We start from the raw sequence: 22,274 nt of genomic DNA, 5'->3' as shown, positions 1-22,274 counted from the left end.
TCAAACTTTAAACAAAAAACTATGTCAGCATATCAATGGTTTATATTTTTCCTTATTCTACAAGTAGTACACTTTTTAGGAACATGGAAATTATACGAGAGCGCAGGAAGAAAACGATGGGAAGCCGCTATTCCAGTTTATAATGCCATTGTTTTAATGAAAATAATTGGGCGCCCTACTTGGTGGACCGTTTTATTATTCCTACCCATTATCAACCTAATTATTTTCCCAGTAATCTGGGTGGAAACGTTGCGTAGTTTTGGAAAACGATCTGGAGTAGACACTTTTTTAGGAATTGTTACACTTGGATTTTACATCTATTATGTAAATTATACTCAAAAATTAGAGTACGTAGCAGATAGAAGTTTAACCCCTCGAAACAAAACTGCAGACACGATTAGCTCGCTACTTTTTGCGGTGGTGGTTGCCACAATAGTACATACCTATTTAATTCAACCCTTCACCATTCCAACCTCGTCATTAGAAAAATCATTATTAGTAGGAGACTTTCTATTTGTAAGCAAGATGAATTATGGCGCCAGAGTCCCTATGACCACGATTGCTTTACCCATGGTGCATGACTCTATTCCTTTGACAAAAAATAAATCCTACCTGACCTATCCACAGTTGCCTTATATGAGATTGCCGGGTATTCAGAATATTGATCGCACCGACATCGTTGTTTTCAATTGGCCTGTAGATACCGTATTTAAATTTTTTGATACTTCAAAAAGACGCGCTTATAAACCTGTTGATAAAAAATCGAATTATGTAAAAAGATGCGTTGGAATTCCAGGTGACAACTTATCCATAAAAGACGGTGTCATTTATATCGATGGGAAACTATTGCAGTTACCAGAAAGAGCCAAACCGCAGTTTTCTTATAAAGTAGCTTTTGATGGAAAAACAGCAGTCAATCTTGAATATTTATTTAAAGATTTAGACATCACAGATCCTGCTTTTTTCACTGACGACACAAAAAGAGACACCTTGTTTTTGAGTGCTTTAACCGAAGCTGGAGCTCAGCGACTAAAAAACACACCTGGTATAACTGCTGTTGTTAGACAAATTTCTAACGACGTAGACAATGGTATTTTTCCCCACATCAACAAGTGGAATAGGGATAATTATGGTCCAATCTATATTCCAGAAAAAGGAAAGACAGTTCCGTTAACAACAGAAACATTACCGTTTTACAAGGCAATTATAAGTGATTATGAGAACAATGATTTGAAAGTTAACGGTTCAGAGATTCGAATAAATGGTCAAATTGCCACTAGTTATACTTTTGGACAAAATTATTACTGGATGATGGGAGACAACCGTCATAACTCTGAAGACAGCAGGTATTGGGGATTTGTTCCTGAAAATCACATTGTAGGGAAACCTGTTTTTATCTGGCTAAGCATTGACCCAAATGGAAAAGGACTAAATAAAATACGTTGGGACAGAGTTTTCACAACTGTTAGTGGTGAAGGTCAACCACAATCGTACTTTAAATTGTTTCTACTTGGTTTAGTACTCTTCTTTGTAGGAGAATATTTTTGGAGCAAAAGAAAAGCGAACAAAGGGTAAATAAAAATAGTTAAAGTTTAGGGTTTAAAGTGATACAACAACCTTACACTTTAAACCCTAAACACATAAACAAATGAACATTTTACTACATCCCACCTATTTCCCATCCGTAAGCCATTTTGCAGCAATGGTACAAGCAGACACGGTTACCTTTGAAATAGAGGATAATTTCCAGAAACAAACAAACCGAAATCGCACGTATATTTACAGTCCAAACGGAATTCAATTGCTAAATATCCCAATAAAACATTCGAAAGAAAGCCATCAAAAAACTAAAGATGTTAGAATTGAAAATGATTTTGACTGGCAAAAACAACATTTCAAATCTCTTGAAGCGGCGTACCGAAGTTCTCCTTTTTTTGAATTTTTCGAAGATGACATCCGACCAATTTTTGAAAAAAAACAAGAATTCTTGTTAGATTTAAATTTTGAAGCATTAACTATTGTTTTTAAATGCTTGCGTATGAAAATAGAGTACCACACGACGGCAGAATATTTTCATGGCGCCGATACTCTTATAATTTCTGATTTTAGACCTTTGGTTAATGGAAAAAAAGACCTCTCGGTTTTTGACAAGTATACTCAAGTTTTTGATGACAAACATGGCTTTATCAATAACCTAAGTGTTTTAGACTTGCTTTTTAATGAAGGAAAATACGCGATGGATTATCTAAGAGAACAAAAACTGATTGTTCAATAGCATATACTATTAAAATTACTCATACGATAATCTAGCCATAATAGGAAAATGATCTGAGTTAATAAAATTAGAAAAACTTTCAAATTTTTTAACGGTCATCTTTTCGTCAGCAAAAATATAATCAATTCGAGCAGGGTAATACCTGAATTTATAAGTCTCCCCAAAACCCGTTCCTGCCTCTTCGAAGCCGTCCTTCATCTTGCCCTTGATGCTTCTGTACACGTATGAAAAGGCACTGTTATTCATATCACCACAAATGATAACTGGATAAATACATTTCATTTTATGTTCCTTGAACAGCTCTGCTTGCTGCTGCTGCTGCTTGAAAGCTTTACTTATTCTAATAAAAAGCTTTTGCGATTTTTGCTGATTGATAACATCGATATTTTCATCAATTTCATTCACGTCAGGAGATATTTTTATCGATTGCAAATGCATGTTATACACTCTAATAATATCTTTCCCTTTTTTAATGTCGGCAAAAACAACATTATTACTGGAATTAGGAAAAATAATATTTCCCTGATTCAGAATAGGAAATTTAGAAAAGATAGCTTGACCAGTTTTAATTTGATCTCCATCTGTAAAAATATAGCGATGCGGATACACTTTCAAATCAATATTTGCTGACGGTGAATATTCTTGTATACACAAGATATCCGGGTTCTTATCATTAATAAACGCTACTATATCCTCAGGTACATCATCTCGTTCAATCCATTTAAATACATTCAACAGGCGAACATTGTAACTCATTACAGTAAAATCTTTTTCTTCTTTGGAAAATTTTGGCTCCGAAAATTTATAAAATTTATTTATAAATGTGATTCCTAACAGTAAAACTAAGCCTGAGACAATCAATTGTTTTTTAAATTGAATCGCCCAATAGATAAAAAACAACGCATTAAAAATAAAGAAAAGAGGCATGAAAAGTGTCAAAACAGACAACAGGGGAAAAGATTTTGGCGCTAAAAAAGGCAAAACATACGCTACAAAGGTCACCAATACTAGCAAACTATTTAGAAGAAACATTCCTTTATTAAACCATGAAAGATTTTTCATTTTCTATCTTTTTTATTTTTACAAACAGCAAAAGTGGATTTCAAGCAAGTAAAAAAATTTAAACAATCTACTTCGGCAGCGCGTAAAAGAATTTCATTTTTGTCATTCTTTTTCTTTTAATATAACACTATCGGACGAGATGAAAGTCGGATTTTATTACCCTGCAATTATAAATTACTTTCCTACCTTGAATAAAAATTCTTTTTCCTCTTTCGTTAAACTATCATAACCGGACTGACTGATTTTATCCAAAATTTCATCAATTTGCTGTTGCGATTTATCTTTAGTGATTATTTTGGGAATACTTTTCTCTACTGGCTTGGTATAATTTTTATGCACCTTTTTAAATGGAGTTGTTTTGTTTTTTTGGAACAAATTTGCAAAAAAACCAAAAAAACGAGAAACACCCCTACTTAAATCGGTTCCATTTTGAAGCAATTTAATAAAAATAAACCCAAATAAGGCTCCTGAAAGATGAGAAATATGTCCGCCCATATTTTCAGAACGCAGTTGCACTAAATCGATGAAGATAATGACCGCCGTAACATGCCATAGCTTGACATTTCCAATTATTAACAAGCGAAGATCCATCAAAGGATGATACGTCGTAGTTGCCACCAAAATAGCCATTATAGCGGCAGAAGCTCCTACAATTGGCGCATTGATATTCAAAACATAGAACACAAGCATGTAGCATATTCCAGCAAAAATAGCACTCAACACATACAATCCAAGTAATTGTTTAGCCGTAAAATAGGTCATAAATAATCGCCCAGAAAAATTCAAAACAATCATATTAAAAACAATATGCATGATTCCACTATGAAAAAAGGCATACGAAAGCAACGACCAAGGTTTCCAAAGCAAATGAGCCGGATTAGAAGACAAACTCACAAATTGAAGATAATCAATAGGAAAACCCAACAGCGATAGAAGAGCGAAGAACAACCATGGAAAAACAAATAAAGCTACGTTCCAAAGGATTAACTTGGTTACTATTCCTCCTATATTGTATTGTAATTTCAGGTCGTCAATAATATTCATAAGCTAAGTGGGAATTAAGATCTGATAGTTGCGTCGTCTAATTTAAAAAATTTTGAACTTCTAATTCCAACGATTTTTATTAAATTGATTTTTCTTCCAATACCACATAATTAGAAAACCGAACAAAGCACCACCGACGTGAGCAAAATGGGCAATTCCTCCACCTCCAAATATAGATTTTCCAGAAATTCCTAAGTACAAATCGACTAAGACGATACCTGGAACAAAATACTTCGCTTTTATTGGAACAGGAATGAACATCAGTGCCAATTCAGCATTCGGAAACATAAAAGCAAATGCTACGATCGTTCCATAAATAGCTCCGGATGCACCAACAGCTGTTCCCAAATAGGCACTAGTAAAATTTTGAAAATCAGATACCGACAAAATCTCCTGCCATCTTGTGTTAATTTTACCTTCATTCAAAATCTGCAAGATCTCCTGTTTTTGAAAACCATTGGCAATCAGTGTATTCAAATTATCCTGAAAAAAGTAATAATTCACTCCCGTATGCATTAAGGCCGCACCTAAACCACAGGAAATGTAGAAAAACAAGAATTTTTTACTTCCCCATACCTGCTCTAAAGCCGATCCAAAGGAATACAGCGCAAACATATTGAAGAAAATATGCATAAATCCACCGTGCATAAACATGTGTGATATCGGTTGCCATAATTGAAAACTAGGGTTTTCAGGAAAGTACAATGCCAATATCTTATATGCTGGCTCTTTTATAATTAGTGTACCTACAAAAAACAATACGTTAATAATAATTAATTGTTTTACGGTCTCCGTTACGTTTCTCATAATGCAAATTTTTTATCTAGATCTTCCACACGCATCGTGATGAAAGTGGGTTTATGAAATGGGGAAACATTGGGGTCTTTACAGGCAAAAAGTCCATTAACCAAGTTTTCCTGTTCTTTTTCTGTAAGGTGTGTTCCTGTTTTTACGGCTAAACTTTTGGCCATGGATTTAGCAATTGTATCACTTTGACTGAAACTACTTTCTGGAATTCCATCCTGTAAATCTCCTAATAATTGCTCTAAAACAAGGGATACTTCGCTTTCTGTAACATTTACAGGTATTCCTGAAATGACAATATGATCGGTAGTATTCCCTTCAAATACGAATCCAGTATTTTTTAATGACACTTGCAAATCCTGAATAAGTTCCATTTCACTACTCGAGAAGAACAAATTAAGGGGAAACAACAACTGCTGACTTGATGCCTGATGCACTGTCATATTTACCAGAAATTGCTCATACAGAACACGTTGATGTGCCCGTTGCTGATCTACAATTACCATTCCTGACTTTATCGATGAAACGATGTATTTTTTATGAATTTGATACGTTTTATGAATTGAATGTTCTATGTCTTCATCATTGAATAAAGACGAAGTCATTTCTTCATTTTCAAAGGTAATGTGGGCTATATCGTCTGTATCTTGTTTTAATCCTACGTATAAACTTTCCCAGTTCGCTGTTGGTTCTGGTTTTCTATAACTTGAAAATTGCTTGCTGGGTTTAGCCTCCGAAAACGGATTAAAATTACCATCCACCTGAATCGTTGGTGTAGCACCTTCTAAATCTTTATAATGATAAGGCGTATCCAAATTAGAATCGCGATCAAAATCTAAAACTGGAGCAACATTAAACTGCCCTAAACCATGTTTTATAGAAGCTCTCAAAATAGCATACAAAGCCTGCTCATCATCAAACTTAATTTCCGTTTTAGTAGGATGAATGTTGATATCAATCGTGTTTGGAGGCACTGATAAATTTAAAAAATAACTAGGCTGTGCACCGTCTTTCAAAATTCCGTCATAAGCCGCCATCACCGCATGATGCAAATAACCACTTTTTATAAAACGATCATTGACAAAGAAAAACTGTTCTCCTCTATTTTTTTTGGCAAATTCAGGTTTACTGACAAATCCTTGAATCGCTACGATTTCTGTTTCTTCCTGAACTGGTATTAATTTCTCATTGGTTTTACCCGAAAAAATAGTAACGATTCGTTGACGCAAAGTCGAGGGTGGCAAATTGAACATTTCACTCCCGTTGTGATACAACGTAAAATGTATTTTTGGGTGTGCCAAAGCAACACGCTGAAATTCATCAACAACATGACGGTATTCCACCGTATCCGATTTTAGGAAATTGCGCCTTGCTGGAATATTAAAAAACAAATTTTTAACAGCGAACGATGTTCCTTTTGGCAAAACTGCCGCCCCTTGCGACACAAACTTACTACCTTCAATAATGATATGCACTCCTAATTCTTCTTGCTCTTGCTTGGTTTTCATTTCAACATGAGCAATCGCTGCGATAGAAGCCAATGCTTCTCCGCGAAACCCTTTAGTGTGCAACGAAAATAGATCTTCGGCATGACGAATCTTGGACGTGGCATGCCGTTCAAAACACAACCGTGCATCAGTAACGCTCATTCCTAAACCATTATCGATTACTTGCACCAGTGCTTTTCCTGCATCTTTAATAATTAATTTGATATCCGTTGCCTTAGCATCCACTGCATTTTCAAGCAGTTCTTTAACCACCGAAGCGGGTCTTTGAACCACTTCTCCAGCAGCAATTTGATTGGCAACATGATCAGGAAGTAATTGAATTATACTCGACATTAAAAAAATTAGGTTAAAAGTTTAACCCTTCGACTGCGCTCAGGGTGACTATAGTTTATTACAAAACCAAGAAGCACAAATTTAATGAATTTCTACTGGGAATACGGGCATATTTAATCATAAAAAAAACAAAAAACCTATACTATTTAGGAGACAGTATAGGTTAAATAATTAAGTTTTTTGTAGATTATTCCTTCAGTTCCAAAGGTTTCCCTTCTTCAATTTGAATGGCTCCTGAAGACAATAAATGTTGATTGTCTATTTGATGTGATAATGAAGCTTGTTGGCGAATATAGGCCATTTTTATAGCCGCAATAGCCGCTTCAGTACCTTTATTCCCGTGAATTCCTCCACTCCTATCAATGGATTGTTGCATGGTATTATCCGTTAAAACACAAAAGATAACTGGAATATCCGTTTGAACATTCAAATCTTTAATTCCTTGCGTTACCCCTTCGCATACAAAATCAAAATGCTTGGTCTGCCCTTGAATGACACATCCAATTGCAATTACAGCATCAACATTTTGCGTTTGCAACATTTTCTTTGATCCATATATGAGTTCGAAACTACCAGGAACATTCCAGCGAATAATATGCTGGGCGGGCACTTGGTTTTCTAAAAGGGCGTCGATTGCGCCTTTAAAAAGTCCTTCAGTTATAGTATCATTCCATTCTGCAACAACAATTCCAAAACGAAAATCTTTCGCATTTGGAACTGAATTTTTATCGTAATCCGATAAATTTTTATTTACGGTAGCCATTTGATTGTAGTTTTATGATTCTAGATTTTTAATTTCAGATTATAAAGATAGAATTTTGAAATCAAAAATCGACCATCTTGAATCATCAATCTTAATTCACTTTTACTATTGTGCTAATCCCATTAAAACATCAACTGATGCCGCTTCTGGAGCAGCTTCATAGTTGTCTTTAATATCTGTAAAATATTTTAATGCATCTGCTTTATTCCCTAATGCCAAAGCTGTTTTACCAGCTTTCAATAAGAAACGAGGTGTTGTAAAATCATTTTTATTTGATTCAGCAGCTTTTACGTAATTTTCTAAAGCTTCTTTCGGTTGATTTTTTTGAGAATAAGCATCTCCTATTGCTCCTTTTGCCAAAGCTCCTAAAACAATATCGTCTGATTTAAATTTAGTAAGATAATCAATCGCTTCAGTATATTTTCCCGTATTCAAATACGCAATACCCGCATAATAATTGGCTAAATTTCCCGCATCGGTTCCAGAATATTCATCTGCAATTTTCAAAAATCCAAATTTACCTTCGGATCCATTCAACGACAATTTATACAAAGAATCACTAGCTACTCCATCGGTTGCTTTTTGAAAATTTTGTTGTGCAACAAACATTTCATTAGCCGCTTCCTCTTGTTGTGGTGCAGCAATAAACCTTTGATACCCTAAATAACCAATAGTAAAAAGGGCAGCAGCGGCAACTAATCCAATAATAATTTTTTGATTTTTAGCAACCCAATCCTCCGTTATTGTAGCAGTTTCATCTAATTTTGAAAAAACTTCAGCAGTTGTGCTGTCTTTTTCATCAATAACCACAGCTTCAACTCCTTCTCCTTTTACTTCTTTTTCTTTTGGTGCTTTATATCCTCTTTTATTGTAAGTAGCCATTTATTTTTAATTTAGTGAATCGCAAAAATAAAATTTTTATTCAATCCCACACAAAAAATATGCTTTTATATTTAAAAAAAATATCCTACCCAATTCTTTCGTTCCAAAGGCGAAATAAATACCATAGAAAAAAGAGAAAAGTCCTTTATATCGATATTTTTCGATAATTTGCACCCTCTTTATAACAGCTGTTCAAAAACAGCAAAGTTCTCAATACCAGCAAGCCTTAACATGTATTTAAAAAAGATTTCATTATTCAATTATAAGAACTTTTCAGAAGCAAATTTCGATTTTGACAGCAAAATAAACTGTTTTGTGGGTAAAAACGGTATTGGAAAAACAAATGTACTGGATGCAATCTACCATTTGGCGTACGGAAAAAGCTATTTTAATCCATTAGCGGTCCAAAATATTAAACATGGCGAGGAATTTTTTGTAATTGATGCTGAATTTGAAAAAAAAGACAGAACGGAACAAATCGTTTGCAGCTTAAAAAAAGGCCAAAAAAAAATATTAAAGCGCAATGGAAAAGCGTACGATAAATTTTCAGATCATATTGGCTTTATTCCTTTGGTTATTATCTCTCCAGCGGACAGGGATTTAATTGTAGAAGGCAGCGAAACTAGGCGGAAATTCATGGACAGCGTCATTTCGCAATTGGATTCGGCTTATTTGCAACAACTCATTCAATACCAGAAGGTCATGAGCCAGCGCAATGCCTTGCTAAAATACTTTGCGTTGAATCATGTTTTTGACACCGATACGCTATCTATATATAATGAGCAACTCCATGGTTTTGCCCAATCTATTTTCGAAAAAAGAAAAGAATTTATCGAAGATTTCATACCTATTTTTAACAGGCATCATCAAGCCATAACGGGTTCTCAAGAAACCGTACAATTGGTTTACGAAAGTCACTTATTTGAAAAGGATTTGTTGACACTTTTGCAAGAAAACAGCAATAAAGACAGGGCTTTACAATACACTAGTGTAGGAATACATAAAGATGATTTAGCCTTTGAAATTGATCACCATCCGATAAAGAAATTTGGATCACAAGGACAACAAAAATCATATCTAATCGCTTTAAAATTAGCCCAATTTGAATTTTTAAAGAAGCAAAGTGGCGTAAAACCGATCCTTCTTTTTGATGACATCTTTGATAAGCTAGATGAAAGTCGGGTTGCTAAAATTATCGAAATGGTCCACAGCGCTACTTTTGGACAACTCTTTATTTCCGACACGCATCCAGAACGAACCGAAGCGATTCTAAAATCGACACATCAGACGTATCGAATTTTTAACTTATAACTTTTATTTAGCACTTTATTGAGTTCGAAAATTTAAAAATTACCTAATTTAGCTTATTACATTTAAAAAAAACAGCAATGAAATACAATCCAATACTAGTGCTACTCCTCTCTTTTGTAATGCTATCGTGTAACGGTCAATCCTCAAAGTACAGTAAATCGATCGACGCGAAAGCTTTTTCTGAAAAAATAGCAGCAACACCAAATCCACAAATTCTCGACGTAAGAACTCCAAAGGAATTTGCCTCAGATCATATCGACAAGGCTATAAATATAAATTGGCTAGGAGACAGTTTTGTTGTGGACAGTAAAAAACTAGACAAAACAAAGCCTCTTTTTGTGTATTGCAAAAGCGGAGCAAGAAGTCAAAGCGCGATTCAAAAATTAGAAGAACTAGGCTTTACAAACCTATACCAATTACAAGGAGGAATCCTAAAATGGGATGCTGCGGGATTTTCTAAGCCAACTGACAAAATTAGCGGAATGACGGTGCAGGAATACAATAACTTAGTACGCTCTGATAAAAAAGTATTGATTGATTTTTACGCCGAGTGGTGTGCGCCTTGCAAAAAAATGAAACCCTTCCTTTTAAAAATGGAAAAAGAATTGGCAGATAAAGTAACCATCATTCGCTTGGATGCCGATAAGAACAAAACCTTGATGACCGAAATGAAAATAAGTGAGCTTCCCACGCTACTATTGTACGATAATGCGACAGTAAAATGGAGACAATCTGGTTTTGTAAGTGAAGAAGAATTAAGAAAACAAATACAATAGCTCAAAATGCTTTCAAAAGAAACCCTACAATTTCTAGATGATTTAAAAGCCAACAACCATCGAGATTGGTTTTTGGAAAACAAAAAACGATACGAATCTTTCAAAAACGATTACCAACAATTAGTTGCTGATTTCCTAGACGCCATGAAACCGCTTGATCCTTCACTAGAAATGTTGGAGGTCAAAAATTGTACTTTTCGAATCAATCGTGACATTCGGTTTTCCAAAGACAAGACGCCCTATAAAACTCATTTAGGAGTCTGGCTTTCCTCCGGTGCCAAAGGGCTGAATCGTTCCGGTTATTATATCCACTTAGAAAAAGGAGCTAGTTTTATTGCTGGTGGATTGTACTGTCCTGAAGCAGATGACCTAAAAAAAATGCGGAAAGAAATTGCCTTTTTCTATGATGATTTAGAAGCCATTCTTGACGAGAGAAATTTTAAAAAAGAGTTTAAGGATTTTGATAGAAATGAAAAGAACATGCTAAAAAATCCACCTAGAGGTTATGAAAAAGAACATCCAGCAATTGAATTGTTAAAATTAAAAAGCTTTGAGTCTTCGCAAAAAATTGAGTTCTCCAGCGTTTCTAAAAAAGATTTTGTTGCGGTCATGAGTCATAAATTAATTGCACTAAAACCATTGAATGACTTTATAAATCGCGCTTTAACGTCGGAATAATTACAATGAAAAAAAAGAAAATACTTTTTCTTGGCGAATCCTATAGAGCCGATGCGATCACTTGGATGAACGGACTCAAGGAATTTGGCAATTTCGAAATTATTACTTGGGAATTAAAAACACCCAGCAATTGCCTCCATAATCGCATTTTAAGGATTTTCGAATTTCAATTCGCTATTTTTAAAATTAGAGAACTAATCAAATTACAGAAGCCTGACATGGTCATTGCAGAACGCACAACCAGCTATGGCTTCCTTGCAGCATTATCAGGAGTAAAACCGGTTGCAATAGCACAGCAAGGTAGAACTGATTTATGGCCAGAAACATCTCTCTCGTTACCATTAAAAAAAATTATTCAACATTATGCTTTTCAAAAAGCGGATTTAATCCATGCTTGGGGACCTATTATGACCCTTTCTATGATCAAGGCAAAGGTAAACATGACTAAAGTTTTAGTGTTGCCAAAAGGAATTGATTTGACAAAGTTTGGAAACACGAACAAGGCAACACCCGAAAAAATTTGTGCTATTGTAACGCGGTCTTTGCTGCCAGAATACCGCCATACCACTATTCTAAAAGCTTTTGAGATTTTAAACCAAAAAGGAATAGATTTCGAACTGACCGTTATAGGTGATGGAACTGAACTTCCTACTTTAAAAAGTTTAGCTAAAAAACTAAAGATCGATAAGAAAGTGAATTTTATGGGAAGAATTCCAAACACGGAGTTGCCCACGTTATTACAAAAATCAAATATTTACATCAGCATGCCAATAACGGAAGGCGTATCCGCCTCTTTATTTGAAGCTATGGCATGCTATTGCTATCCTATTGTAACAGAAATCCCTGGAAATAAAAGTTGGATTACCCATCGAGAAAACGGAGGACTCGTTGCCATTGACGATCATACAATACTAGCCAATGAATTAATTTGGTCCTTTGAAAACAAAGCGCATCGCGAGCAAGCCGTTACTAAAAACAGAATATTTGTGGAAGAAAATGCCAATTACGAGATCAACATGAAGATTATTGCTCATAAATACCACGAATTAATCAACTCTAATCTTCCCAACTAAATATGTGTGGAATTAACGGAATCTTGCATTTACAATCCCAAAAAAAAGTAGACGAACGCCTACTCATCAAGATGCGCGATTCGCTAGAACATCGCGGCCCTGATGACAAAGGTTTATTTATTGACAACAACATTGGTTTTGGACACAGACGATTGTCAATATTAGATGTTTCCAGCGCCGGCCATCAGCCCTATCTTTCGAATGATGGAAGATATGTGATGACCTATAATGGCGAAATCTATAACTATAAAGAATTTTATCCAGAGTTGAAGAGCAATGGATTTGACATTGAAACCACTTCAGATACGGAAGTTCTAATGAAATTGTTTGAGTTGCACGGCTTAAAAATGCTGCACCGCCTCAATGGAATGTTTGCCTTTGCGATTTGGGATAAATTAGAAAAAAAGCTACTTGTTGCCCGAGATCGAATGGGTGTAAAACCCTTGTACTATTCTTTTTATAACGAAACTTTTTATTTTGCATCGGAGCAAAAAGCACTTTTTACCGCAGGAGTTCCGCTAAAAATGGCACAGGAAGGGCTAGAAGAATATATATTTAATCGATTTGTAGCCGGTGAAAACACACTTTACCAAAACGTAAAAAAAGTATTGCCCGGACATATAATGACCCTACACGAAGGCGGAAAAGTTACAACCGAAAAATGGTGGGATTTGAAAAAGGAAATACAGAACCAGCCTAAAATTAAAAATCCTGTAGAATGGTTTCGAGAAACATTTGATGATTCTATAAAAATGAGAATGGTAAGTGACGTCCCTGTCGGTGTTTTGCTAAGTGGCGGACTGGACTCCTCCTCTGTTTTAGCTTCCCTACACCACCAAAATTACAAAGACATTCAAACCTTTAATATCGGTTTTAAAGAAAAGGAACATAACGAATCGCACTTAGCCAAAATGATGGCTGAGAAATTTGATTATGGCTTTCACACCATGCAATTAGAAGATCAAAATCTTTATGATCAATTGTTAAGTGCCACTTATTTTCAGGATGAACCTATTATGCATTTAAGTGAACCACATCTTTTAGCGCTGTCGAAAATGGCAAAACCATCAGTAAAAGTTTTGCTTTCTGGCGAAGGTGCTGATGAATTAATGGGTGGATACGTGCGCTACAAAGCTTTGAAATATCCCTCCTTATTAAATTCAATTGCAACAATTGGTGCTTTGGATCTTTTTAACAAACAACCTCGTTATGATAAGCTAACGCGTTATGCGCAAATTAGTAAAAAATCGGAATTGGTCATTTTTAATGGTTCCAATATCTATCCAAAAGATATCGCGGAAGTTTATGGAATTAATGCAATTCCAAAAAATGAATATAGGAAACAAATTTATAAAGAAGCAAAATCATTGTACCCAGACAATTTACGAAGACAGGCGCTTTATTTTGATCAACACACTTACTTGTGCTCACTATTAGATCGAAATGACCGCTGCACAATGGGCGCTTCTATTGAATGCAGAGAACCCTTTTTAGACCCAAGACTAGTTGTTGGCTTGGGCTCTTTAGATGACAAATGGTTATTTGCTGGAAAAAAATGGAAATTCATCCTCAAAAAGGCAATGCAAGAGCGTCTGCCTAATGAAATTCTGAAATTTAAAAAAGTAGGCTTAAGTGCGCCTTGGGGAGATTATATTACAAAAAGTAACGCTTTTAAAGAAGAATTAGAATCATTTTCGAAAAGTGAACTTTTTCAAATGCCGTATTTTGAACACATCAACATCCAAAAACTTATACTGAATTTACAAAAAGGAGATAACCTAATGACACCGTACATTATGCCGTTATTTATGATGCATATCTGGATGAAATCCTATGCAGCTAAATTTTAATTCTTACTTTTGATAAAGAATATATAATTCAAATACGCCCTTTCGTTTATGGAAATACAAGCTAATTTCTCTCTAAGAAAACTCAATACTTTTGGCATTGAAGCCAAGGCCAAACAGTTCGTTGCCGTGCATTCTGTGCAAGATTTAGAAACTATTTTAATTGAAAATAAATCACAGAAAAAATTTATTTTGGGTGGAGGCAGCAACATGCTTTTGACCCAAGATATTGAAGCATTAGTGATTCATATCGATTTAAAAGGTAAAAAAATTATAGAAGAAAGTGAAGATTTTGTCTGGGTCGAAAGTCAGGCTGGCGAAAGCTGGCATGAATTTGTGCTTTGGACCATCGATCAAAATTTTGGTGGTTTAGAAAACATGTCACTTATCCCCGGAAATGTGGGAACTACACCGATACAAAACATTGGTGCTTATGGAACTGAAATCAAAGATACTTTTATTTCTTGTGAAGCAATGACAATAGAAAATCAGAAAATGAAAACGTTCACAAAGGACGAATGTCATTTTGGATACCGAGAAAGTGTTTTCAAAAACGAAGTAAAAAACCAATACATCATCACCTCAGTTATTTTTAAACTGACAAAAACAAATCATAAAATCAATACCTCTTATGGAGATATTACGGCTGAGTTAGCTAAAAACAACATTACTAACCCTACTTTAAAGGAGGTCAGCAATGCTGTAATTGCTATCCGACAAAGTAAATTACCAGACCCAAAAGAATTGGGAAACAGCGGTAGTTTCTTTAAAAATCCGATTCTGTTGAAATCTGATTTCGAAAAAATTCATCAGCAATTCCCTGAAATGAAATATTTTGATATTTCTGAAACCGAAGTAAAAGTTCCTGCGGGATGGCTGATTGAGCAAGCGGGTTTTAAAGGAAAACGTTTTGGCGACGCCGGAATCCACAAAAATCAGGCTTTGGTTTTAGTAAATTATGGCAATGCGACAGGACAGGAAATTTTGAATGTTTCAAAGGATATTCAGGAAACCGTTTTTAACATATTTGGTATCCACATCGAGGCCGAAGTAAATGTGATTTAGAGTTTAAACTTAGAAGTGGCAAATTCGAGTACAACAAATGAAAAATTTAAATTCGTTAATCTAAAATCACAATGTACACTCCAGAAATCTACAAAAATGAGAATTCAGAAGAAATCAAAAAATTTCTTCAAGAAAATAGCTTTGGTATTTTAATCAATCAAAGCAACGGAAAATTGTGCGCCACGCACATTCCTTTAGAATTGGAGATTAATAAAGAAGGTGAAGATATTTTGTATGGACACATTTCTAAAGAAAATCCACAATGGAAAGGATTTACTGATAACGACCAAGTCTTAGCCATATTTTCAGGACCTCATAGTTATATTTCTTCCTCTTGGTACGATCATGAAAATGTGCCAACATGGAATTATATTGCCGTTCATGTGTATGGAAAAATAAAAATTATTGAAGGAGAAGGCGTGATTGAATCCTTGAAGAAACTAGTTGATAAATACGAACAAAACTCTAAAAAACCGATTCGAATAGAAGATTTATCTCAGAAAACCATGTTGCAAAGTCGGGGTATTGTCGCATTTGAAATTGAAATAACTGAAATTCAAGCTACGAGGAAAATGTCTCAAAATCGGGATGAGACGAATTATCAAAATATTATTACCGAGTTAGAAGAAATAAATACAGATCAGTCCATCGCTACCGCAAAAGAGATGAAGAAATGCCCAATATAAATTCTTTCGAAATTCACAGATTGTATTTAACATTTCACAATTCTATTCATACCTTTGTATTCTACCGAAAAGTCGGGTATTAAAAACTCATTAAACTCAAAATGCTTATACTAATTCTTTACTTTTTTATTTTTATTGTTGCGGTTCAAATTTTGTATTATCTAGGTGTTTTTGGGAAATTTGCTTTCGCCAAAGCGCAAAAGATAACGCCCAAAAGAATCCCAATTTCAGTTATAGTGTGTGCTAAAAACGAAGAAGAAAATGTGACTAATTTCATTCCCTTGCTGGCTGAACAAAACTATCCAGATTTTGAAATTGTCTTGATTGACGATGCTTCAAGCGACAATACTTTGGCTATATTTGAAGGTTTTGAAAAGCAATATGAAAACGTTCGCTTGGTAAAAGTGGAGAACAACGAGGCCTTTTGGGGAAATAAAAAATACGCCTTAACGTTAGGAATAAAAGCCGCCAAAAAGGAGTATCTATTGTTCACGGATGCCGATTGTTACCCCACTTCAAAAGAATGGATTACAGCCATGAGCTCTCAATTTACGATGCGAAAAACTATTGTTTTGGGTTATGGTAAATATGAAAAAATCGCAAACTCTTTCTTGAATAAAATAATACGTTTTGAAACTTTATTGACCGCTATTCAATATTTTTCTTGGGCAAAAGTTGGACATCCTTACATGGGCGTTGGAAGAAATTTAGCCTATAAAAAGGAAGAGTTCTTCAACGTGAATGGATTCATAGAACACATGCAAATTCGTTCTGGAGACGATGATTTATTTATAAACCAAGCTGCAAAAGCCAAAAACACGACAATCGCTTACACACCAGAAAGCGTAACGCTTTCTAAGCCTAAAACAACTTACAAGGACTGGCTAATTCAAAAAAGAAGACATGTTGCAACGGCCAATTATTACAAGTCTTTTGACAAATTTCAATTGGGCCTTTTCTACAGTTCCCAATTATTGTTTCTTATCCTCCCTATCGTCTTGCTGGCTTTTCAATTTCAATGGATTGTAGTGTTGTGTTTAATTGGGCTACGCTACCTTGTGTCTTGGATTATCATTGGATTTTCGGCAGGCAAATTAAAAGAAAAAGATGTCGTATATTGGTATCCAATTATTGAATTAGTATTAATATTCGCCCAAATTAATATCTTCATCACTAATACATTCTCAAAACCAGTACATTGGAAATAAACAAACAAATAGAAAAAGCAAAACAAGGCGATCAAGTTGCCTTCACTTTTCTATTGAATTATTATTGGAATGAAGTATATGGTTTCATGCTTAAACGCACCGAAAATGAAACCAATGCAGAAGATATCACTATCGAAACGTTCTCAAAAGCATTTGACAAAATAGCTTCGTACAACGCTGAATTCCAGTTTAACACCTGGCTGATTGCTATTGCAAAAAATGTCCACATCGACCTATTAAGAAAAAAGAAATCAAGCCTTTTTGTCGAAATTACCGAAGAAGAAGACCATCAAGCCTACAATATTGCAGATACCACTCCCTCCGCAGAAGATGAATTAATAACAGAACAAAATCTTTCTCAATTACTGCAATTCATCAAAGAATTGAAACCCCATTATCAAGAAGTCATTCAGTTGCGTTATTTCCAAGAAATGAGTTATCAGGAAATTGCTAATAAAATCAACGAACCTTTGAGCAATGTGAAGATTAAATTGCTTCGCGCCAAGAAACTTCTGGCAGAAATCATTCAGAATAAAAGGTAGCTTTTTTGTTTAAAATCCAAACCAATTCTTTAGTATCTATAAAGAAAAAGTGATTTAAATAAATTTTAGACCACTTAGTTACATCAAAGTATTTTTTTGATAAAATTACCTTACAATTCTTTCTGGATAATCCGTTATAATACCATTTACTTTAAGTTGTTGTAAATTATTGATATCCGCAGGTTCATTGACAGTCCAAGGATATATTTTAAAATTATTCGCTTTCATTATCGCAACATTTTCAGCCGTTAAAGTTTTAAAATAGGGATTTATTGCCTGAGCTTTCAGTTCTTTTCCTGTTTTAATAATATCCTCAATAGGATCTTTGTAGGTTAGTAAACCAATCGCAATTTCGGGACTCAAAGATCTCATTTTTTGCAACTCCCCTATTCGGAAACTGGATATAAAAAAATCTTTATTTCTCCACCCTTTTTTCTTATACTCTTCTATAATTCTATAGGTATCCGCTGCGGTGTTCGTTCCTTTCAACTCAATATTAAGCACCACTTTTTTATCGATGGTCTCAATCACTTCCTGCAAAGTTGGGATTTGATGTTTTCCAGCAACCAAAACTTTTCGCAAATCTTCAAAAGTATATGCTTCAATTTTTCCTTTTGCATTTGTGATTCGGTCTAAATCATCATCATGAAACACAACCATTTCTCCCGTTTTAATTTTGAAAACATCAATTTCTAACATATCGGCTTTTAATTCCATTCCTTTTTTTATGGATGCCAATGTGTTTTCGGTTTCGTGTCCCATAGCGCCTCTGTGCCCACAAACCACAAATTTGTTTGAAGTACAATTTGATAATAACAAGGCCATTGATGAAGCCATTAATAGTGTAGTGAATTTCATAATTTTCATTTAAGTTTTGTCGTAAAAATAGATTATCTGGCAGACCCAAACATTAAGTAGGGATTAAATTAAGACTATTTTACCTCAAGTGATTCGATCTTTAGTAGTCTAATTTGGGTAACACTATCTTAAAAAAAGAAGGTTTAGCAGTCCTTTTTTAAGGTTTCATTAACACAAAAGTATTCTACAGTTATTGTTAAAGTAACAGCCTTTTTTCAATTAGTCAATTCCTTTGTCAGCACTAAAAAACAAAAAAATAGTATTCATGAAACAACTTCACTTATTTTTATTTACGATGGTGCTAACAGTTTTTGTTGGCGCAACAAATTTTGCCCAAACAACTCAAGCCTCTATTTCAGGTATCGTTTTAGGAAATAATGCAGAACCGCTGAAAGATGCGACAGTTCAAATCCGAAATGAATCAACCGGATTTAAAACCAATACATTGTCTAATTTTAAAGGTGTTTTTACGTTCAAAGAACTTCCTTTAGGCGGACCTTACACCATTAGCGTTACAGCTTTAGGTTTTGGAGAACAGCAACGTTCCGGTTACACCTTAAATCAAGGGGATTTAATAAACATCAAAATTCTGATGCAAGACAACATTCAAAATCTTGAAGTGGTTGAAGTGGTAGGTCGTGGTTTAAAAAACAAAACAGGAAATTTAGGAGCAGCAACAGCTGTAACGGCAAAACTAATCAATGCGTTGCCGGTTAATGGAAGAAATTTCACCAGCTTAATGGATTTATCGCCTTTGACCAGAGGCGGAAATATTTCAGGCCAACTAGCTTCCTCGACAAATTACACATTAGATGGAATGAATGCTAAAAACCCAACTTCAGCAGGATCTACAACCAGTCGAAGTGGCGCTCCGTATTCGATTTCCATAGAAGCCGTGAGAGAATTTAAGGTGGTTACCAATCAATATGACGTAAGTTATGGTCGAAGTGGTGGTGGAACAGTAAGTGCCGTAACTAAATCAGGAACAAATGATTTAACAGGAAGTATGTTTGCCTACAACCGCGCTGACTGGCTGTCAAGCCCGTATGACATTAGAGGAAACAGACGTCAAAATGATTTTTCGACTACGCAATACGGTTTTACTTTAGGAGGACCAATTATTAAAGATAAATTACATTTTTTTGTAGCTTGGGATCATCAACAAGATTTACGGCCTTTAATCATCGCTGATGTTCAATCTGCAGACGACGAACTGCGTTTTAATGTTACGAGAGCTACCTTAGACAATTTTGTTACTATTGCCCGCAATGAATATGGTGTTTCCAGTTCTCCACAATACGGAACTTTTGATAAAAAAAGGAATTCTGATGCTGCTTTCGCTCGACTTGACTGGCAAATTAACAGCAATAATTTATTGACAGTACGCAATAACTTCACCTATGACAATAATAAATTAGGGCTGCAAGATAACACTGCCATAAATTTATATGAATCTTTTGGAGATGACTTAAATATTGACAATAGTATTTTGGCTTCTTTGCGAACCAAAGTAAATGCAAGAGTCACAAATGAATTAAAAATACAGCATTTGTATACTTTTCAGGATAGTAATCCAGGTGATCAATTGCCTGATTACAACATTCCTCGTGCTATTGTGGAAAATGTGGCTTCAACAATCAACGGCGCAATAAGAACTACGAATATTCAAATTGGAGGTCATCGATTTGCGCAGGAAAAATTTACCAATAATGTTTTCCAAATTGTAGACAACATTTATTATAACACGGATAAAGTGAAATATACTTTTGGTTTTGATTTAATGCAAACACATTCAAAATCTTTATATGGCAGCGAAGTAAACGGTCGTTTCCATTTCAATAGTGTGGCTAACTTTGACAATCAAACTCCCTATCGTTATTTCAGAGAAGTTCCTTTGGTGGCTGATCCTACCGTGATTTCGAACATATTAAATGCTGGAATTTATGGTCAGTTGCAGACTAAAATTGGCGTGGGATTAGACTTGACTTTAGGGTTGCGTTTTGATTATGCTAAGTATCCGACTGCAACATTCAATCAGTTGGTTTTTGATGAATTAGGTATTCGTACGGATAATAAACTTCAGTCAGCTATTCTTCAACCAAGAGTGCAATTGTCTTGGGATGTAAATGAAAATCACAAAGATTATATTCGCTTTGGAGGGGGAATTTTTGCTTCTGATTTAAATAATTATGCGATAATCAACAACTTATATTTTGATGGAAATCACACTGCAACTGTAGATGTGAGAGCTCCAAATGTTCCTTTGCCAAATTTCAATGATTATCGAAATAATTATGCTAGTATTCCAACTTTGGATGCGTTTCAGCTACCGACAATAAATTTTACAGGAACAGATGCTAAAGTTCCGGTTGTTTACAAAGCAAATGCATCTTACTCCCATTTTTTTACTGATAGATTGAAAGCAGGAATAGCAGGATATGCAACTTTAGGACGCAACAACTATGTTTATGTAGACCGCAATATGGTGGCGAATCCATTTTTTACCTTAGCCAATGAAGGCGATCGTGGTGTTTATGTTCCAGCAAGCTCAATCCCTGCAAATGGAGCCGGAGACTGGATGCAAGGGCGAATCAGCAATAAATTAGGACGTGTTTTAGAACTGAACAGCGAAGGAAAAGTTAATCAATTTGCACTAGTTGTTGATGCTACCTATCGCTATTTTAAAGACGGTGAAATATCTGCCAGTTATACCTTGAATGATACCAAAGACAATACTTCATTTAACGGAAACGTAGCCAACACAGCAACTTTAGTATTACCAGTAGAAGATGATCCAAGAGACTTGAGCAAAATGAGTTATTCCGATAATCATTTCCGTCACAAAGTAGTATTTTACGGAACACTACCTACTTTTTATGGTTTCAACGTTGGTGTACGATATTCTGGCATTGGCGGAACACGCTACAGTTTATTATCAGGAGGAAATACAAATGCTGATTTTGTCACTTCATCCAATGATTTAGCGTATATATTTGATATTAATAATCCGGCAGTTCCCCAAAATATAAAAACAGGATTGCAAACTATACTTGATAATCCGGCTGCAAGCCAAAGTTTAAAAAACTATATCAACAAATACTCCGGCAAACTAGCAGAGAGAAACGGAGGAATAAATGAGTTTTATGGTCTTGTTGATATAAGAATCACCAAAAAAGTCACTTTATATAAAAAACAATTTTTAGAATTTACAGCAGATATCTTTAATGTTGCCAATTTACTAAATAAAGAATGGGGTGTAAATAAATCGTTGGGAAGTCAATCACTATATGCTTTAGGAACACCAGCATCAGGAACAACAGCTGCGGTTCCGGGATTTGACAGCACCAGACAACAATTTAATTACAGAGTAAACAATGCCGGACTTCCTTCGCTCTCTGGAAATCCATTTCAAATACAAATTGGATTCAAATATGCTTTTTAAACTGAAATTATAAACCACTTACACAATTGCAAAGCGCATTCATTAGTATGGATGCGCTTTTTTTATGAATAATACTATCTAAAAACAACATGTATATTAATTATCTACTCTTTATGT

19 protein-coding genes are annotated in these 22,274 nt (G+C 34.9%); 12 read left to right on the top strand and 7 right to left on the bottom strand.

Features of this window, described 5'->3' with window-relative positions:
• The first annotated feature begins 21 nt into the window (after positions 1 to 21).
• Positions 22 to 1,575 (top strand): signal peptidase I, encoded by a 1,554-nt coding sequence (gene lepB, locus BUC11_RS00245; RefSeq protein ID WP_073350706.1) that lies wholly within the window; start codon positions 22 to 24, stop codon positions 1,573 to 1,575.
• Positions 1,576 to 1,648: 73 nt separating this feature from the next.
• On the top strand, positions 1,649 to 2,275 hold the full coding sequence (locus BUC11_RS00240; protein WP_073350704.1) for a WbqC family protein: 627 nt from the start codon (positions 1,649 to 1,651) through the stop codon (positions 2,273 to 2,275).
• A 15-nt stretch (positions 2,276 to 2,290) separates the two neighbouring features.
• On the opposite strand, the gene BUC11_RS00235 is transcribed toward BUC11_RS00240, so the two are convergent.
• The 6 genes from BUC11_RS00235 to BUC11_RS00210 form a co-directional block, all read right to left on the bottom strand.
• Complete coding sequence (locus BUC11_RS00235; RefSeq protein ID WP_073350702.1) at positions 2,291 to 3,337, bottom strand: endonuclease/exonuclease/phosphatase family protein; 1,047 nt, start codon at positions 3,335 to 3,337, stop codon at positions 2,291 to 2,293.
• A gap of 174 nt (positions 3,338 to 3,511) precedes the next feature.
• A complete protein-coding gene (locus tag BUC11_RS00230) occupies positions 3,512 to 4,381 on the bottom strand; it encodes a rhomboid family intramembrane serine protease (protein WP_073350699.1) in 870 nt (289 codons plus the stop codon).
• A 60-nt stretch (positions 4,382 to 4,441) separates the two neighbouring features.
• Positions 4,442 to 5,188: a rhomboid family intramembrane serine protease gene (locus BUC11_RS00225; RefSeq protein WP_073350697.1), complete on the bottom strand. Its 747-nt coding sequence runs from the start codon at positions 5,186 to 5,188 to the stop codon at positions 4,442 to 4,444.
• Entirely contained in the window at positions 5,185 to 7,026 is a 1,842-nt protein-coding gene (mutL, locus tag BUC11_RS00220) for a DNA mismatch repair endonuclease MutL (protein WP_073350696.1), read from the bottom strand. The genes BUC11_RS00225 and mutL overlap by 4 nt, the downstream gene beginning before the upstream one ends.
• A 187-nt stretch (positions 7,027 to 7,213) precedes the next feature.
• Positions 7,214 to 7,789: a 6,7-dimethyl-8-ribityllumazine synthase gene (ribH, locus tag BUC11_RS00215; RefSeq protein ID WP_073350694.1), complete on the bottom strand. Its 576-nt coding sequence runs from the start codon at positions 7,787 to 7,789 to the stop codon at positions 7,214 to 7,216.
• 105 nt (positions 7,790 to 7,894) lie between these two features.
• On the bottom strand, positions 7,895 to 8,671 hold the full coding sequence (locus BUC11_RS00210) for a tetratricopeptide repeat protein (protein ID WP_073350692.1): 777 nt from the start codon (positions 8,669 to 8,671) through the stop codon (positions 7,895 to 7,897).
• A 231-nt stretch (positions 8,672 to 8,902) separates the two neighbouring features.
• On the opposite strand from BUC11_RS00210, the gene recF reads away from it, so the two are divergent.
• The 9 genes from recF to BUC11_RS00165 all read left to right on the top strand — a co-directional run bounded on the left by recF (position 8,903) and on the right by BUC11_RS00165 (position 17,857).
• Entirely contained in the window at positions 8,903 to 9,982 is a 1,080-nt protein-coding gene (recF, locus tag BUC11_RS00205; protein ID WP_073350689.1) for a DNA replication/repair protein RecF, read from the top strand.
• 77 nt (positions 9,983 to 10,059) lie between these two features.
• Positions 10,060 to 10,758, top strand: a complete 699-nt coding sequence (locus tag BUC11_RS00200; protein ID WP_073350687.1) for a thioredoxin domain-containing protein — start codon at positions 10,060 to 10,062, stop codon at positions 10,756 to 10,758.
• A 6-nt stretch (positions 10,759 to 10,764) separates the two neighbouring features.
• The gene (locus BUC11_RS00195) at positions 10,765 to 11,436 is read left to right on the top strand and encodes a DUF2461 domain-containing protein (RefSeq protein WP_073350686.1); all 672 of its coding nucleotides are present in this window, start codon (positions 10,765 to 10,767) and stop codon (positions 11,434 to 11,436) included.
• A gap of 5 nt (positions 11,437 to 11,441) precedes the next feature.
• On the top strand, positions 11,442 to 12,509 hold the full coding sequence (locus BUC11_RS00190; protein WP_073350684.1) for a glycosyltransferase: 1,068 nt from the start codon (positions 11,442 to 11,444) through the stop codon (positions 12,507 to 12,509).
• A 2-nt stretch (positions 12,510 to 12,511) separates the two neighbouring features.
• Complete coding sequence (gene asnB / locus BUC11_RS00185; protein WP_073350682.1) at positions 12,512 to 14,359, top strand: asparagine synthase (glutamine-hydrolyzing); 1,848 nt, start codon at positions 12,512 to 12,514, stop codon at positions 14,357 to 14,359.
• A gap of 48 nt (positions 14,360 to 14,407) precedes the next feature.
• Positions 14,408 to 15,421 (top strand): UDP-N-acetylmuramate dehydrogenase, encoded by a 1,014-nt coding sequence (murB, locus tag BUC11_RS00180; RefSeq protein WP_073350680.1) that lies wholly within the window; start codon positions 14,408 to 14,410, stop codon positions 15,419 to 15,421.
• 71 nt (positions 15,422 to 15,492) lie between these two features.
• Entirely contained in the window at positions 15,493 to 16,107 is a 615-nt protein-coding gene (locus tag BUC11_RS00175) for an FMN-binding negative transcriptional regulator (protein WP_073350677.1), read from the top strand.
• Between the two features lie 101 nt (positions 16,108 to 16,208).
• Positions 16,209 to 17,315 (top strand): glycosyltransferase, encoded by a 1,107-nt coding sequence (locus BUC11_RS00170; RefSeq protein WP_073350676.1) that lies wholly within the window; start codon positions 16,209 to 16,211, stop codon positions 17,313 to 17,315.
• Positions 17,306 to 17,857 carry an RNA polymerase sigma factor gene (locus BUC11_RS00165; protein ID WP_073350674.1) on the top strand — a complete coding sequence of 184 codons (552 nt, stop codon included), beginning with the start codon at positions 17,306 to 17,308 and terminating at the stop codon, positions 17,855 to 17,857. The genes BUC11_RS00170 and BUC11_RS00165 overlap by 10 nt, the downstream gene beginning before the upstream one ends.
• 105 nt (positions 17,858 to 17,962) lie before the next feature.
• On the opposite strand, the gene BUC11_RS00160 is transcribed toward BUC11_RS00165, so the two are convergent.
• Positions 17,963 to 18,715 (bottom strand): glycerophosphodiester phosphodiesterase, encoded by a 753-nt coding sequence (locus BUC11_RS00160; RefSeq protein ID WP_073351037.1) that lies wholly within the window; start codon positions 18,713 to 18,715, stop codon positions 17,963 to 17,965.
• A 265-nt stretch (positions 18,716 to 18,980) separates the two neighbouring features.
• On the opposite strand from BUC11_RS00160, the gene BUC11_RS00155 reads away from it, so the two are divergent.
• A complete protein-coding gene (locus BUC11_RS00155) occupies positions 18,981 to 22,157 on the top strand; it encodes a TonB-dependent receptor (protein ID WP_073350672.1) in 3,177 nt (1,058 codons plus the stop codon).
• Positions 22,158 to 22,274 lie beyond the last annotated feature (117 nt).

It is taken from the genome of Flavobacterium xanthum (genome assembly GCF_900142695.1).
Lineage (GTDB): Bacteria > Bacteroidota > Bacteroidia > Flavobacteriales > Flavobacteriaceae > Flavobacterium > Flavobacterium xanthum.
The sequence above is the reverse complement of the archived record's forward strand: the minus strand, read 5'-3'. Positions and strand labels throughout refer to the sequence as shown.